The organism is Priestia sp. 40 (genome assembly GCF_049368575.1).
In the GTDB taxonomy this organism is placed as follows: Bacteria; Bacillota; Bacilli; order Bacillales; family Bacillaceae_H; genus Priestia; species Priestia zanthoxyli.
This window is the reverse complement of record NZ_JBMPZA010000024.1, coordinates 19951-33916: the sequence shown is the minus strand read 5'-3', so window position 1 is coordinate 33916 and position 13966 is coordinate 19951. Positions and strand designations below refer to the sequence as shown.

At 38.5% G+C, this 13966-nt stretch carries 13 protein-coding genes and 1 riboswitch; of the genes, 3 read left to right on the top strand and 10 right to left on the bottom strand.

Going from position 1 to position 13966, the window contains the following annotated elements; all coding sequences use genetic code 11:
* Positions 1–3: 3 nt before the first annotated feature.
* Positions 4–963, bottom strand: coding sequence for a LacI family DNA-binding transcriptional regulator (locus ACO1DI_RS24605; protein ID WP_182420632.1), 960 nt, complete (start codon positions 961–963; stop codon positions 4–6).
* Between the two features lie 124 nt (positions 964–1087).
* On the opposite strand from ACO1DI_RS24605, the gene ACO1DI_RS24600 reads away from it, so the two are divergent.
* The gene (locus tag ACO1DI_RS24600; RefSeq protein ID WP_014460225.1) at positions 1088–1216 is read left to right on the top strand and encodes a hypothetical protein; all 129 of its coding nucleotides are present in this window, start codon (positions 1088–1090) and stop codon (positions 1214–1216) included.
* 275 nt (positions 1217–1491) lie between these two features.
* Here ACO1DI_RS24600 and ACO1DI_RS24595 read toward each other — a convergent pair whose 3' ends face one another.
* The 3 genes from ACO1DI_RS24595 to ACO1DI_RS24585 all read right to left on the bottom strand — a co-directional run bounded on the left by ACO1DI_RS24595 (position 1492) and on the right by ACO1DI_RS24585 (position 4767).
* On the bottom strand, positions 1492–2802 hold the full coding sequence (locus tag ACO1DI_RS24595) for a Na+/H+ antiporter NhaC family protein (protein WP_028413457.1): 1311 nt from the start codon (positions 2800–2802) through the stop codon (positions 1492–1494).
* Positions 2803–2887: 85 nt separating this feature from the next.
* Positions 2888–2994: riboswitch (SAM riboswitch) on the bottom strand.
* A 101-nt stretch (positions 2995–3095) separates the two neighbouring features.
* On the bottom strand, positions 3096–3863 hold the full coding sequence (locus ACO1DI_RS24590) for an ABC transporter permease (protein ID WP_140450810.1): 768 nt from the start codon (positions 3861–3863) through the stop codon (positions 3096–3098).
* On the bottom strand, positions 3856–4767 hold the full coding sequence (locus ACO1DI_RS24585; RefSeq protein ID WP_423145670.1) for an ABC transporter ATP-binding protein: 912 nt from the start codon (positions 4765–4767) through the stop codon (positions 3856–3858). Before ACO1DI_RS24585 ends, ACO1DI_RS24590 begins: the two co-directional genes overlap by 8 nt.
* Before the next feature lie 170 nt (positions 4768–4937).
* On the opposite strand from ACO1DI_RS24585, the gene ACO1DI_RS24580 reads away from it, so the two are divergent.
* Positions 4938–5378 (top strand): YtoQ family protein, encoded by a 441-nt coding sequence (locus tag ACO1DI_RS24580; protein ID WP_025752263.1) that lies wholly within the window; start codon positions 4938–4940, stop codon positions 5376–5378.
* A 155-nt stretch (positions 5379–5533) separates the two neighbouring features.
* Here ACO1DI_RS24580 and ACO1DI_RS24575 read toward each other — a convergent pair whose 3' ends face one another.
* From ACO1DI_RS24575 to ACO1DI_RS24565, 3 genes are read right to left on the bottom strand one after another with little or no spacing between them, the layout of a single operon-like run.
* Positions 5534–6748, bottom strand: coding sequence for a Ger(x)C family spore germination protein (locus ACO1DI_RS24575; RefSeq protein WP_423145669.1), 1215 nt, complete (start codon positions 6746–6748; stop codon positions 5534–5536).
* The gene (locus tag ACO1DI_RS24570) at positions 6732–7859 is read right to left on the bottom strand and encodes a spore germination protein (protein ID WP_115653811.1); all 1128 of its coding nucleotides are present in this window, start codon (positions 7857–7859) and stop codon (positions 6732–6734) included. Before ACO1DI_RS24570 ends, ACO1DI_RS24575 begins: the two co-directional genes overlap by 17 nt.
* A 3-nt stretch (positions 7860–7862) precedes the next feature.
* Positions 7863–9440, bottom strand: a complete 1578-nt coding sequence (locus ACO1DI_RS24565; protein ID WP_014460232.1) for a spore germination protein — start codon at positions 9438–9440, stop codon at positions 7863–7865.
* A gap of 504 nt (positions 9441–9944) precedes the next feature.
* Between ACO1DI_RS24565 and ACO1DI_RS24560 the strand changes: the two genes are divergently transcribed.
* Positions 9945–11564 (top strand): ABC-F family ATP-binding cassette domain-containing protein, encoded by a 1620-nt coding sequence (locus ACO1DI_RS24560; protein WP_013056918.1) that lies wholly within the window; start codon positions 9945–9947, stop codon positions 11562–11564.
* A gap of 37 nt (positions 11565–11601) precedes the next feature.
* On the opposite strand, the gene ACO1DI_RS24555 is transcribed toward ACO1DI_RS24560, so the two are convergent.
* From ACO1DI_RS24555 to ACO1DI_RS24545, 3 genes are all read right to left on the bottom strand, one after another.
* Complete coding sequence (locus ACO1DI_RS24555; protein ID WP_301858597.1) at positions 11602–12486, bottom strand: DMT family transporter; 885 nt, start codon at positions 12484–12486, stop codon at positions 11602–11604.
* Positions 12487–12550: 64 nt separating this feature from the next.
* Positions 12551–13267 carry a helix-turn-helix transcriptional regulator gene (locus ACO1DI_RS24550; protein WP_014460235.1) on the bottom strand — a complete coding sequence of 239 codons (717 nt, stop codon included), beginning with the start codon at positions 13265–13267 and terminating at the stop codon, positions 12551–12553.
* A gap of 27 nt (positions 13268–13294) precedes the next feature.
* Positions 13295–13924, bottom strand: a complete 630-nt coding sequence (locus ACO1DI_RS24545) for an alpha/beta family hydrolase (RefSeq protein WP_301858600.1) — start codon at positions 13922–13924, stop codon at positions 13295–13297.
* Positions 13925–13966: the final 42 nt, after the last annotated feature.

Here is a 13966-nt window from a genome sequence, read left to right as displayed (position 1 = left end):
AATTTATACGCTTTTACGCTCAATAAACCGAAAAGGAAGCTCAATTTTTTGAGGATCCTTGCTCCCGACTAGTTTAAAAAGCGTTTCGCCCATTTCTTTAAGAGGAAGTTCGATCGTTGTGATTTGTAAATAAGAAGAAAGCGGATGATTATCAAAACCAATGATAGCTAAATCGCCTGGAACTGACATACCAGCTTGTTCGCACTGAGCTTTTATACCAATAGCGACTTGATCGTTTGTTACTAAAAGCGCCTGAGGCCGATTTTTCATCTGCACTAGTTTTTCCACCACTTTTTCACCATCTGTCACGTTCAAACAGCCTTGAAAAACCCATTCCGGATGATAAGACTGATTTATTCTTTCTACATATTCTTTGTATGCTTGCTGCCGCTGCTGACTATTTGTACCCGTCATTCTTCCAATACAGTAGCCAATATCCTTATATCCTTTTTCTTTTAAATACAGGAGCGCATGCTTAAAAGCTGCATAATGATCAACGTATACGGAGCGAATAGAATGATTTTGTACGTTTTCGCACACGGCTATCGGCCCGTACTGCTGATAATATTCAATCGCGCTCCAGCTGCTTGCTCTAGAACAAATAATCACTCCATCAACTTGCTTTGTTTTTAGCATATGAAGCGCTTGTTCTTCTTTTTTTACATCATAGTTCGTCTGACAAATAACAAGCTGATACTGCTTTTCTAACGCTTGAGATGCCACCCCTTCTAAAAGCAGACTAAAATACGGATGATTAATAAAAGGCAGTACGACGGCAATCATATTTGTTTTCCCTTTTGATAAGTGAACGGCATTAATATTTTGTTCGTAATTAAGTTCTTGAATCACTTCTTCCACCAGTCGGCGCTTTTCTTCTTTTACATACGGATGATTATTTAACACCCGTGACACGGTCGAAACAGATACACCAGCTTTTTTTGCGATATCTCGGATATTTGTCATGTTTTCACCTTTTTCTCTTGCGCTGAAACGCGTTTCATACTTTATTCTCATTATAAAGTGAAGCAGCAATAAGCTAAACCCGTTACAATCATCTTTTTATTCATTTATACAAGGAGGTCATGTCATGGGTATTTTATTATTTATTTTATTATGCGGAATTGAAATCGGAGGAGCGGCTTATGCACTTAAACAAAATGAGACGATTTGGAAGGAATTAGGTGAAGAAAAACCGACTGATTTTTTCAAGCAGTAAAAAAAGAGGTTGAGACATAACGAAATGAATCCAATCTCAAGACGAACAACTAGTATACATGAGCTGAACCGCTTGTGACACTCCAGTTGATTTCCGTGCAAGACTTTGCTGTCCGCGGGAGTCTTCGCCTTGCCCTCTAATCAACTGCTAGAAGGACCTACACACATGAAACCTGCGTTTAACACAACAAAAAAAAACGAACCACTAATCAAACATCTTGATCAATGGTTCGTTTTTCACTTCATCTAAAATACTTTCGTTCCAGCCTCTTTAGATTAAGCAGCCTCTTTAGATGATTTTGATTTTTTATTTAAACGTGGAAAGCCAATTACAATCGCAATGATACCGCAAACCGCTGTTAACATTGGATAGAATGTAAATGGAATAATCTCAATCGGTGAAACTTTAGCAAATCCTGCTGCTAGAAGCATTTGTGCACCGTAAGGGATAAGCCCTTGAACGCTGCATGAAAACAAGTCGAGCAGACTGGCTGATTTACGATTATCAATTGAATACTTATCAGAGATTTCTTTCGCTAACGGACCTGCTGTAATAATTGAAATCGTGTTATTAGCCGTGGCTAAATTAGTTAAACTTACCAATCCAGCGATACTGAATTCTCCGCCTTTTTTTGTTTGAATGCGTCGTGTTAATAAGTTCAATAAGAACTGAATACCGCCGTTATAGCGAATGAGTTCAACCATTCCGCCAATTAAAAGAGATAAAATAATTAATTCCGACATTCCGCCAATACCTTCTGTCACAGTTTTAGCAAGAGAAGAAAGCGTGTAGCTTCCGTCAGCTAATCCAATCACGCCGGCTAATACAATTCCTCCGGTTAAAATGCTTAATACGTTTGCACCAAATATGGCAGCAACTAGTACGCCGACATAAGGCAAGATTTTAAACCAGCTAAAATCTTTAATTTCTACTGATGATGTATTGCCTAGCGTCATTACAAGTAATAAAACTACCGTAACAATCGCTGCAGGAAGTACGATAAAAAAGTTTACTTTTAATTTATCTGACATATTTGTTTTTTGCGTACGAACTGCTGCAATGGTCGTATCAGAGATTACGGATAAATTATCTCCAAACATTGCACCACCAACAACGGCAGCAATTGCCAATGTAATGGATACATGCGCCTGCTCACTGATTCCTACAGCGATAGGCCCTAATGCAGCGATTGTTCCCATTGACGTTCCCATCGAAATTGAAATGAATGCGCCAATAACAAAGATTCCGACTACCACTAAGCTTTGCGGAAGAACAGACAGAGCTAAGTTTACCGTTGAATCGACAGCTCCCATGCCTTTAGCGACTTGAGAAAAAGCACCTGCTAAAATAAAAATAAGTACCATAATAATGATATCAGGATGCCCTGCTCCTTTAGCAAATCGTTCCACTTTTACATTAAGTGAATCTTTGCGGTTCATAGCCAGCGCCACAATGGCTGCAATGATAATGGCTACTAATACAGGCAGCTTATAAAAATCTCCCGTTATGATTCCTGATCCGACAAACAGGACTAAAAAGACGCCCAGCGGTAACAGCGCCCAGCCGTTTCCTTTTTGTTGTTCCATTCTTAACACCTCTTGTTTACGTAATAAAAAAAGACCTCTTCTTATTGATAAGAAGAGGTCTCTTATTTGTATCATAAGATTACCCTTCTCATCTTCCAAACGAAACATCGTCTGCTGGATTTGGCACCGCACTGCGTACAGCCAGTTGCCGAGACATCATAGGGCCAGTCCCTCCGTCTCTCTTGATAAGAAGTTTGTAGTTGTTTTAAAAATAGTCTTTCACTACTGTAATCTCTTTTTATTTAATTGTCAAATGCTATTTTAGAAAAATATATAGTGTGAAAATTCCCACATCAATTAGCTACGTCTCGTTTTAAAAACGCCACCCAAGCTACGCCCATGAAGAAGACAAAGTGTGCAACTAAGATGAAGATTGAAAATGGAATTGTCATGCCGTCAAACATCGTCTTCATTCCGTCCATATACTGCACAAAGTTTGTGTTGGCGAACAGTAAAAATTTCCCCCACCATAAACCAAACTGTGATACTATCCCAGTTACTGCTTTCGCCCCGATACTTACGACAATAGCTAGACTTGAAGCAAGCGCACTGTTTCTAAATAAAGACGACAGCATGAATGCGAACGTCATCATCATAAACGTTTCCATATACGCACTGTCATACGTAAGCGTAATGTTTTTAAGCAGCTGTGCATCTCCTTCTAGACTGGTAAATCCAAAGAACAATGCTCCCCATACAAACGAAAAAAGTAAATAGCTCAGTAAGTAATACAAGCTAATTAAAATGAGCGTTATGTACTTGGACGTTAAAATCGTTGAGCGTCTAGCTGGACGAATTAAAAGAAGCTTAATGGTACCTGCTTCAAACTCTTTTGCAACCATTGACCCTCCAACAGCAAGCGCGAAAAATTGAACGAGAATCAGCATACCTGAACTAAATGACAGGAAGTTCAAAATGTTGTCTTCTGTTCCTGCACTGTTTGCTACTTTTTTCATTAAAAGAGCCATACAAAGAGTTAAAATGCCGATTGTAATAAACGTGATTTTTGTACTTCTTTTGTGAAACCATTTCATGTGTTCATTTTGAATTAGCTTAAGCATGGTGCTCTCCTTCCGTAACGGACATAAACGAATCTTCAAGCGTCTCATACACAGGGGTAATTCGGTAGACTAAAATATCGCTGTCCACTAATTTTTTATTCACAGCTGGAATTTGTTCTTTCATAATCACTACGTCAATACTATCGGATTTTATTGTTACTTGGAATTCTTGAGATAAAAGATCCGCTGCTTTTTGCGCGTCAGATACTTCAAATTCTACATACATCCCTTGATCTTGACGATTTGGAGATAGATCTTGAATAGCTTTTAACTCGCCGTTTTGAATAATACCAACGCGGTCACATAGTGCTTCTACCTCTTTTAATAAGTGGCTCGCGATTAAAATTGAAATTCCTTCTTCCCTGCAAAGCGTTTGTAAATATGTACGAAATTCTCTCATTCCCGCTGGGTCTAGACCGTTTGTTGGCTCGTCTAGTAAAAGCAATGCAGGTTTATGTAAAATAGCTTGAGCTACTCCTAAACGCTGTCTCATCCCAAGAGAATACGTCTTCACTTTTGCATGAATGCTGTTTTCAAGTTTTACTAGCGCAATGACTTCATCCAAGCGTTCTAATGTGATGCCTTCATGCATATTAGCAAAGTGTTTTAAATTTTGATAGCCCGTCAGATAATCATAGAACTCAGGGTTTTCAATAATCGCTCCAATTGATTTCATAGCTGATGTAAACTGTTCCTTTAAAGGAAAGCCGTTAACGGTAATCGTTCCCTCTGTTTCTTTAATGAGTCCTACGACGGTACGAATTAGCGTTGTCTTTCCAGAGCCATTCGGACCAAGCAACCCGAAAATCTCACCGCGCTCAACCGATAAGGATACATCATGCAAAATGGTTTTCTTCCCAATTACTTTACTGACATGATCTACTTGTAGCACTGTTTCTGTCATCATGTACATCCTTTCTTTAATTAGCAATACGCCTTCTATTGTTTCTCTTTTTTAACTATTTGTCTACTATAACCTTATTTTTGGAAAAGTAGCTCATTCAAATCATTCGTATTATCCGCTTACATTTGATAAAATAAAACAAACTTTAGTTAGAGGAGGACTTCTACATAATGAACTTAACCGTATACCTTGCCGGGCAAATTCACGATAACTGGCGAGACGAAATTAAAAACCAAGCGGAACAATTAAACCTTCCCCTTACCTTTGTCGGTCCGATGACAGACCATGACCGCTCCGACAACATTGGAGAAGAAATTTTAGGAAAACAGCCTAACGCTGTCTTAAAAGATGAAGCTGCTTCTCAAATTAATAATTTACGCACGCAGGTGCTCCTTAAAAAATCTGATGTGGTTATTGCTTTATTTGGCGAAAAATACAAGCAGTGGAACAGCGCAATGGATGCGGCAACAGCCATTGCATTAGATAAACCGCTAATTTTGGTTCGCCCAGAAAAATTGCATCACCCGCTTAAAGAACTATCAAACAAAGCGCAAGTTGTAGTCGAAACGCCAGAACAAGCTCTTCAAGCATTGGCTTATATTTTTGAATAACAAATAAGAGCTGTCGGTTCTGGACAGCTCTTATTTGTTATTTATCCCTCAAGTTCCTTACTAGGGGGAAATATTTTTTTTAGAAAGCTCTAAGATTATTCCTTTGAGTTTCTTTCATTTTCAGCATCAAAACAAGCAAAATTGTACTTAACTACTCATTTTTGTGATCCTGACGTTCCATAATCTTTAATCATTAATTTCACATCATAGTTAATTGGAACTTCACTAAACGTTTGATCCCAATTATCTTTAACTCTCATCCATACTCTGGGCCTTTTAATTCTCAATTGATTTCCGAACCCGGCCACATCGACTTTATATTCTTTTTGTATTTTTTCTACCGTGGTTCTTACTAGGTGCTCCACTTTTTTTTCTGAGTTTTTTTGCACCTTCTGTAAAAATTGATTTTTCAAAGGATCTCCTGAGGCTACCCAATTTTCAGATAGCCTTCCTTCTGATTCAATATGCACATTGAAGGAGATGTTATTTCCTTTCACATGAGGTTCAATACGACTTTTCATAGATTCTATTTCATATACAATCATCTGACCGGTCTTTTTATCAAAGCTTTTTACTAGCCCGCCTTTCCCTTTTCCTGTGATCCAAGTTAGACCATCTACCTCTTCTTCATTTAAAAAACCAATCATTTTATTTGTTTTCCCTTTAATAACGGCCGCACCAGCAAATTTGATTTCCCCATTTGCTGATAATACATTTTGCAATAAAAAACTAGTCCCTGATTGAATGTTGCTCTCTAATTTAATGAGCGACGTAGGAGGTAAAATTCTTGTCGTTCGATACGCATTTTCCACCATTCCAACCAAACGAAATGCTGGGATCTCTCCTGCTGTCTTCGATTCTAGCCCATTGCTAGCTCTCCCTTTACTAATAAGTACAAGACAGCTTGGTCTAATCTCATTATCACGAAGAAACTCATTCACTAATTTTCCTAAGCTATATGTTCGTGCAAGAGCCTCGCCAATAATAATTACTTTTAGATGCTGGCTGGCAATGGAAGTCTCTCTTCTCAATGATAATTCACGTGCCATTTGGTGAATAGAATCTCCCGTTTCAGCCATATTCACGTAAGCCTTCTGCTGAGAGCCTCCTTGGACAGTTGTTGAACTTGCCACTTGCGGGGTGATCAGTTGGTAGGTTGTCGTAATCAAGTTCTTTTTGGGATACTCTTCTTCTTGTTCATCGAATCCTTTTTCGGTCATGGATTTTTTAGCTTTATCAAGAGCCACACCTACTCCTAAACTTCGTTCTTCAATTTCATGACTACTCCAACAGCCCGCCATAGAAAAGAGCAAAAACACAGAAAGCAAAACCGATAAGAAGAACTGTACATGATTAGAGGCTCGTCTCATACTTTCTCCCCTTTATTTTTGAAATAACAAGAAGCAGCACCGGTAAAAAGCCAAATAAAATCAGGGCAGCGTTGCCAACCATATCTCCTAATTTAAATACATCATTGATATTTCGAGGGATCATGGAAATGAGATAAATAACTGGAAGTACACCATACATAAATGGATGGATATTTTTTTTAAAAAGCTGAGACAGTCCTAATGAAGCAGCGTAGTGGTTAACATTAAAAGAAGTAAACATTTGCATGATCCATACCACCAGCAATAAGGAATCAAAGCGTTCAAAGATTAACCCAGTGAATTCATAACTTCTTATCAAATCAAGCGTAGGCCATGTTCTCGTAGCCACTCCATCCACTGAGAACGCTCCGATAACCATCACGACGGTAATAACATAAAGAAACAAAGGAATTGCAGTACCAACTAATACAGCTTTTACTGCTTTGTTTGGTTCTTTCATAAATGCCAATATTAACAGCATGAATTCAGGCCCAGTAAATGCAAGAGCTGTTGTCCTTATCCCTTTTAGCACCGGCGTGATACCTGAACCTAGTACCGGGCGCAGATTATCTACTTCAAATATCTTGATACTCATAAAGGCAACAAGTAAAAAAAGAATAACCGTAATAGGTAATATAATCTCAAATATACGGGCAATTGGATTTATTCCCCCTCTTATCAGATAGAGACTTGCCCACATAAATGGCATGATAATAGCCCATTTGGGAGTTCCTTCTAACAATAGATATCCTGTTACCTCTGCCAATGAACGAGCATGAAACCCACCAAGCGTCAAAAAATAACCTATCATGAGGAAACTAAATAACTTGCCTATCCATTTCCCTACAATTTCTTGACTGTATTGATAAAAGGTTTTTTCGGGGAAGCGTTGACTTAATTTCACCATGATTACCCCTGCTATCATGGTGGTTATCCCCCCTAAAATAACAGTGAGCCAAACGTCTGGTGTTTTCACTTTTTCCGCAGCTGCCCGAGGCAATGTAAGAATCCCCGTTCCAAGGATAAAGTTGGTAATAATAATAGTTGTTTGAGGCGTCGTAATACGATCTTTTGAATTTATCATTTCTAACGGCCCTTTTCCTTTCATCATAAGCTACCCTTTTCGTAGAGGATCTTTGGTGTGCATCATCTTTGGACGTCGTTTCATCATCATCAGAGGCATACGTACTACCAAGTCTTTCCATTCACTTAAACGATAAGGAACAGCTGGACTCATATAAGGTACGCCGAAACTTTTTAGTTTCACTAAATGGCTCATCATAAAAAGGAAAAATAAGATGACGCCATATAATCCAAGTATGGCGGCACAAAGCATGGCTACAAAGCGAAGAATACGCAATGTGATTCCTACACTATATTGCGGAATAGAAAACGATGAAATGGCAGTTAAAGCCACTACAATCACCAAAATAGGGCTAACGATTCCTGCCTGCACCGCAGCTTCTCCAATGATTAACCCACCGACAATGCCCATTGCTGGACCAATTGGTTTCGGCAATCGGAGTCCGGCTTCTCTCAAAATTTCGATAGATAATTCCATAAATAAGGCTTCAATAAGGGCGGGAAACGGAACACCAGACCTTGATCCTATAATAGAAATAGCTAACTTAGTCGGAATTAATCCTGGATGAAACGAAATAAACGCAATATACAAAGCCGGTGTAAAAAGCGAAAGAACTACTGCGATATAACGAAGAAAACGAATAAATGTACCGGGAATCCACCTTTCGTAATAATCCTCCGGCGACTGTAACATCATGCTAAACGTAACGGGGGCAATCAAAGCAAAAGGCGTCCCGTCTAATAAAATGGCTACTCTCCCTTCCATCAAAGCAGCAATTACACGATCGGGACGCTCCGTATTCTGCACCTGAGGAAAGGGACTAAGGTAATTATCTTCAATGAGTTGTTCAACATATCCTGACTCCGGTACATTATCAAGATCAATTTTTTTAATTCGTTTTTCTACTTCTTCAACTAGTTCTGGATCAACAATCTCCTTTATGTAAGCAACAACTAAGTCTTTTTTGGAACGCTTTCCTACTTGAAATTTCACCAGCGACAAATTTTCAATGTCTCCGCTTCCTCTTAATAAAGAAGTATTATCACTTAAAGATTCAGTAAAGCCTACTCTTGGCCCTCTCACTAATGCTTCTGATACGGGCTCTTCAATCGTCCTTGTTTTTACTTTGCTTGTACCAAGAATTAAGGAAGATGATAACCCGTCAATTAAAAGAGCCGTAGATCCTGTTAAGACTTTTGATGTTACTTCTTTAATGGAATAAACCTCTTCTACATCACCGATTGATAATACTTGGCTTTTAATAAACTGTTTTGAAAGGTTTTCCTTTACGTAAAGCTGATCCTGTTGGTATTCTTTTGAAAAATCAGCCATCAATGATGACAAAATATGTTTTTCAATAAGATCTTTATCTGATAGCCCCTCTACAAAAATAATAGCTGCCTGAATGCCGGTGCGTCCTATAATAAACTCCCGAAAATGAACGTCGGAGTTATGACCAATTTCATTTTTAACTACTTTTAGAGTTAAAGCTAAATGATCCGTAACATGATTAGATGAATTTTGAGGTGTAAATTCCTGTTTGTTTTCCTTTTCATTCGCATGGTTTCCTATTTTTTTTATTGTTGATCTCCATTTTTTCACTTTCATCACTCTTCCTCTGAATTACGAATCCCGCTTAATAATTTGTAGATTATATACGGGATGAAAAAAACCAGAACTGCTTGTATAAAAACTGGCCCTTCTGGAAGATAGGAAACAACTAATTTCCACATGACAATCACCCTATTTATGTCTATATCAAACCAACTTTAGAAATAAGCATCTGTAAAATATCAGTGTTTACTTCATAGAAGTTCTTTTATTTACCAGGTAGTATTATTCTTCTTTTTGTTTCTTATACAAGGAATACAACATCCATCTTAAAAATGAAAAAAAGCTGATTACTGAAGGATTAGACATGCTGGTTTGCTGATCAAAGTTTTGGTGAATGCTAGAATAATCAAGTTTTACCGCTCAAAAAACCCCTTAAATGGTTGACGAGTGCTTAAAGTGTCGGTTACACTTTATGTTTGAAATATTGTATTCATATCGCTCTTATCTCAAAAGAATGGTATAATTTTATAGATATTGAATTTGGAGGACTGCTCATACATGATTACAGTTAGTAATGTAAGTTTACGATTTGGCGACCGAAAGTTATTTGAAGATGTGAATATTAAATTCACGCCTGGTAACTGTTATGGATTAATCGGCGCAAACGGTGCTGGAAAATCAACGTTTTTAAAAATTTTATCTGGTGAAATTGAATCTCAAACTGGTGATGTACATATGGGCCCTGGCGAACGCCTTGCTGTCTTAAAACAGAACCACTTCGAATATGAAGATCAAGAAGTTATGAAAACCGTTATTATGGGGCACGCTCGCCTTTACGAAGTAATGCAAGAAAAAGATGCTATTTATATGAAAGCAGACTTCACAGATGAAGACGGAATGAAAGCAGCTGAGCTTGAAGGTGAATTTGCTGAATTAAACGGTTGGGAAGCAGAATCAGAAGCAGCTATTCTTTTAAAAGGATTAGGTATTTCTGAAGATCTTCACGCCAAAAAAATGGCTGAACTAACAGGTAGTGAAAAAGTAAAAGTGCTTCTTGCACAAGCTTTATTCGGAAAACCTGATGTATTACTTCTAGATGAGCCTACGAATAACTTGGATATCCAAGCAATTCAATGGTTAGAAGAGTTCTTAATTAACTTTGAAAACACAGTTATTGTTGTATCACATGACCGTCACTTCTTAAACAAAGTATGTACGCACATTGCTGACCTTGACTTCAGTAAAATCCAAGTCTACGTTGGTAACTATGATTTCTGGTATGAATCAAGTCAATTAGCACAAAAAATGGCGTCAGATGCGAACAAGAAAAAAGAAGAAAAAATTAAAGAGCTTCAAGCCTTTATCGCTCGCTTTAGCGCAAATGCATCGAAATCAAAACAAGCAACGTCTCGTAAAAAATTGCTTGATAAAATTTCATTAGATGACATCCGTCCTTCTTCTCGTCGTTACCCATACGTGAACTTCACACCGGAACGTGAGATTGGAAATGACGTACTTCGCGTTGAAGGTCTAACAAAAACAATTGACGGCGTAAAAGTTCTTGATAACGTAAGCTTTATTATGAATAAAGATGACAAGATTGCCCTTGTAGGCCGCAACGAACTTGCAAATTCAACATTAATGAAGATTTTAATGGGTGAAATGGAAGCAGACAGCGGTACGTACAAATGGGGTGTGACAACGTCTCAAGCCTTTTTCCCAAAAGACAACTCCGAGTACTTTGAAAACGGAGATTTAAACTTAGTAGACTGGCTGCGTCAGTATTCACCTAATGACCAAAGCGAAAGCTTCTTACGCGGTTTCTTAGGCAGAATGCTATTCTCTGGTGAAGAAGTGTTGAAAAAAGCCAACGTTCTTTCCGGAGGAGAAAAAGTTCGCTGTATGCTTTCTAAAATGATGCTAAGCGGTTCAAACGTTCTTTTACTAGACGATCCTACGAATCACCTTGACTTAGAATCAATCACAGCACTAAACAATGGACTTATCAGCTACAAAGGTTCAATGATTTTCACATCTCATGACCATCAGTTCGTTGAAACGATTGCGAATCGTGTGATTGAAATTACGCCAAACGGAGTAGTTGACAAGCAAATGACGTACGATGAGTATTTAGAAGACAGCAACCTACAAAAACAAGTAGCAGGCATGTATGCTTAATAAAAAAACCCCCTTTCTTTAAAGAAAGGGGGTTTTTTTATATATGCACCTCTTGATTTAGCGATGATTTCGGAGAATACGTTAAAAACGCTAGGCTAGCAAACACTAGTGCTGCTCCGCATATGTTCACCAAAGTCAGAGATTCCCCCAGCAAAAATACGCCAAGTAAAAAAGCGGTAACGGGCTCTGCTAGCGATAACGTCACGGCGGTAGACGCATGCACCGACTTGAGCGCTGTAGAAAATAATACATAAGCAAGAGCCGTCGTAAGTATTCCTAAATGAAGAGCGATGCCTATCCCATTTAAAGAGGCTAGCCAGCTCATATCATACATAAACCAGCATGGTATCAGTAAAACGGCGGCGGCTGTGAATACAAGAGCAGCGCCCACTTGCGGATCAACATGCCCAACAATGCTTTTATTAACAGTCGTGTAGCAAGCAAAAGACGCCCCTGCTCCTATCGCCATACCTAAACCCATCACATCGATTTGACTATCTTTTTTTAACAACAAGCAGCAGCACCCTATAATACCAGTAACCGTAGCAAGCAGCCATTTTTTTGTAGGTTTCTTGCGGTATACTATGTAATCTAATACTCCTGACAAAAGTGGCGCACTGCCAATTGCCACCATTGTTCCTACTGCAACACCCGTTTTAATGACAGCTGAAAAAAATAAAGGCTGATAAGCGGCCATACTTGCTGCAGCAACCGTAAGAGGCAGAATAGGAAGGCGTCTTAGGTCCACTTTCTTTCTTTGAATAAAACAAGCTGCAAGAAGCGACAGCCCCCCTACAGCTAAACGTACGGCTCCAATCGCCACGGAATGCGCTCCAGCAGATGCTAAGGCTTGGGCGGTTCCTGTTGTTCCCCATAAAACAGCGGCACATAAAATAAGTATTTTTGATAATGAAGTATTCATCGTTTCATCTCCTTTCTTTTATCATAGCTAAAAGAAAGAAAAAAGTTTTTCCGCTTTTACGATCTTATTTGTCTGTTTTTAAGATACTTCGATAGTGAGTAGGTGAGATTCCTTCTTGTTTTGCAAACCATTTCGTGAACGAAGACAAGCTGTGATAGCCGACTTCATGTGCAATATACGTTACCGAGTAGCTCGTCTCTTTCAACAATTCTTTTGCTTTATTTAAACGTATACGTGCTACATAACTTTGAGGCGAATAACCCGTTTTTTGTTTAAACCAAGTAGAAAAATAGGCAGGATGATAATTTTCCAGCTTAGCAAGACTTTCTATGTTTAACTCTTGATTAAAGTTAGCATGAAGGTAATCAATGGATTTAAACGTTTGGTTTTTGGGTAAATAATGCTGAACGTAACGGACTAAATCTTCAAGCGCCCCCCTGTCAGTGCTTTTTTGAAGCCCCTCAAGTAAAAGGTAGCGAATTGCTTTCCACGTTGAATCCCATTGAATAAAAGCTGCTTCTTGAGAAAGATGCGCACTTTCTGTAAATTTCAACGGAATATCAACGACCAGACATTCATTTGTATTTTTAGCTTGATACGTATGAAGCTGACGAGGCGGAATGTAAAAGCATCCTTCTTGTAGCGTTAAGTGCTGCTCACTCGCTTGAATATTAAGAGCACCTGCTAGCGGAAACAAAAGCTGACTGTAGTTATGATCATGAGTATGAGGTGAATAGCTGTAGGCTCTTTTTTCGCAAATAATTTCACGTAGCGTATCCATTTTGTACTCCTTTCCTTACTCTCTATCTCACAGAATCTTTTCTATACCATCCAAAACGGTTTCAAGCGCCTTTAACGATTCCGCGGGAGTATACAAAACGTCCAATGAATGATCGGCATTTTCAATCACATCAATATTCATTGTCTTTGTTTTTAATTGATAAACTTCTTCAGTATAATAGTGATCACGAGTTCCTATTGCAATAAGACCTTTATGAGTGCTTTCTAGTAAACTTTCAAACAGTTCCGATCTGGTTAAAAGCGGCGTCAGTAAAAGCATCACTGCGTCTTTGTAGACTTCATCTTTCATAACTCGCTGAATCAGCGGAATGGTCCCAAGTGATTTTCCTGCAAATATGATATTTTTATAGTCATTGTGAGATAAAACATCTTGCAGCACGAGATCAATGTCTTTCATCATAACGTCTGCAATCTCATCTGTAGACTTCGTCATCAGCTCTTTTGAATATGTATAGTGAATCTGAATCACGTCAATTTTATGTTTTAGCATCAGCATCGTTATATAATACAATAACGGCTTTTCGTACGTATAGCCTAGCCCTGAAAACATGAAGCAAATGCGAGGCCCTCCTGTTTTAATATGTGTATAGGGAATCCTATGAGTTTGGCTGCTTACACTTTTCTGATCTACGTGCATGTCACTCCTCCTTTTTAAATATTCTAACATTTAATTCCGTAA

Excerpts from the sequence above, each read along its gene's own strand:
- ACO1DI_RS24590 (WP_140450810.1), bottom strand. The coding sequence starts at position 3,863 with ATGCTTAAGCTAATTCAAAATGAACACATGAAATGGTTTCACAAAAGA.
- ACO1DI_RS24560 (WP_013056918.1), top strand. The coding sequence starts at position 9,945 with ATGATTACAGTTAGTAATGTAAGTTTACGATTTGGCGACCGAAAGTTA.
- ACO1DI_RS24570 (WP_115653811.1), bottom strand. The coding sequence starts at position 7,859 with ATGATGAAAGGAAAAGGGCCGTTAGAAATGATAAATTCAAAAGATCGT.
- ACO1DI_RS24580 (WP_025752263.1), top strand. The coding sequence starts at position 4,938 with ATGAACTTAACCGTATACCTTGCCGGGCAAATTCACGATAACTGGCGA.
- ACO1DI_RS24595 (WP_028413457.1), bottom strand. The coding sequence starts at position 2,802 with ATGGAACAACAAAAAGGAAACGGCTGGGCGCTGTTACCGCTGGGCGTC.
- ACO1DI_RS24565 (WP_014460232.1), bottom strand. The coding sequence starts at position 9,440 with ATGAAAGTGAAAAAATGGAGATCAACAATAAAAAAAATAGGAAACCAT.
- ACO1DI_RS24555 (WP_301858597.1), bottom strand. The coding sequence starts at position 12,486 with ATGAATACTTCATTATCAAAAATACTTATTTTATGTGCCGCTGTTTTA.
- ACO1DI_RS24605 (WP_182420632.1), bottom strand. The coding sequence starts at position 963 with ATGACAAATATCCGAGATATCGCAAAAAAAGCTGGTGTATCTGTTTCG.
- ACO1DI_RS24585 (WP_423145670.1), bottom strand. The coding sequence starts at position 4,767 with ATGACAGAAACAGTGCTACAAGTAGATCATGTCAGTAAAGTAATTGGG.
- ACO1DI_RS24575 (WP_423145669.1), bottom strand. The coding sequence starts at position 6,748 with ATGAGACGAGCCTCTAATCATGTACAGTTCTTCTTATCGGTTTTGCTT.
- ACO1DI_RS24600 (WP_014460225.1), top strand. The coding sequence starts at position 1,088 with ATGGGTATTTTATTATTTATTTTATTATGCGGAATTGAAATCGGAGGA.
- ACO1DI_RS24545 (WP_301858600.1), bottom strand. The coding sequence starts at position 13,924 with ATGCACGTAGATCAGAAAAGTGTAAGCAGCCAAACTCATAGGATTCCC.
- ACO1DI_RS24550 (WP_014460235.1), bottom strand. The coding sequence starts at position 13,267 with ATGGATACGCTACGTGAAATTATTTGCGAAAAAAGAGCCTACAGCTAT.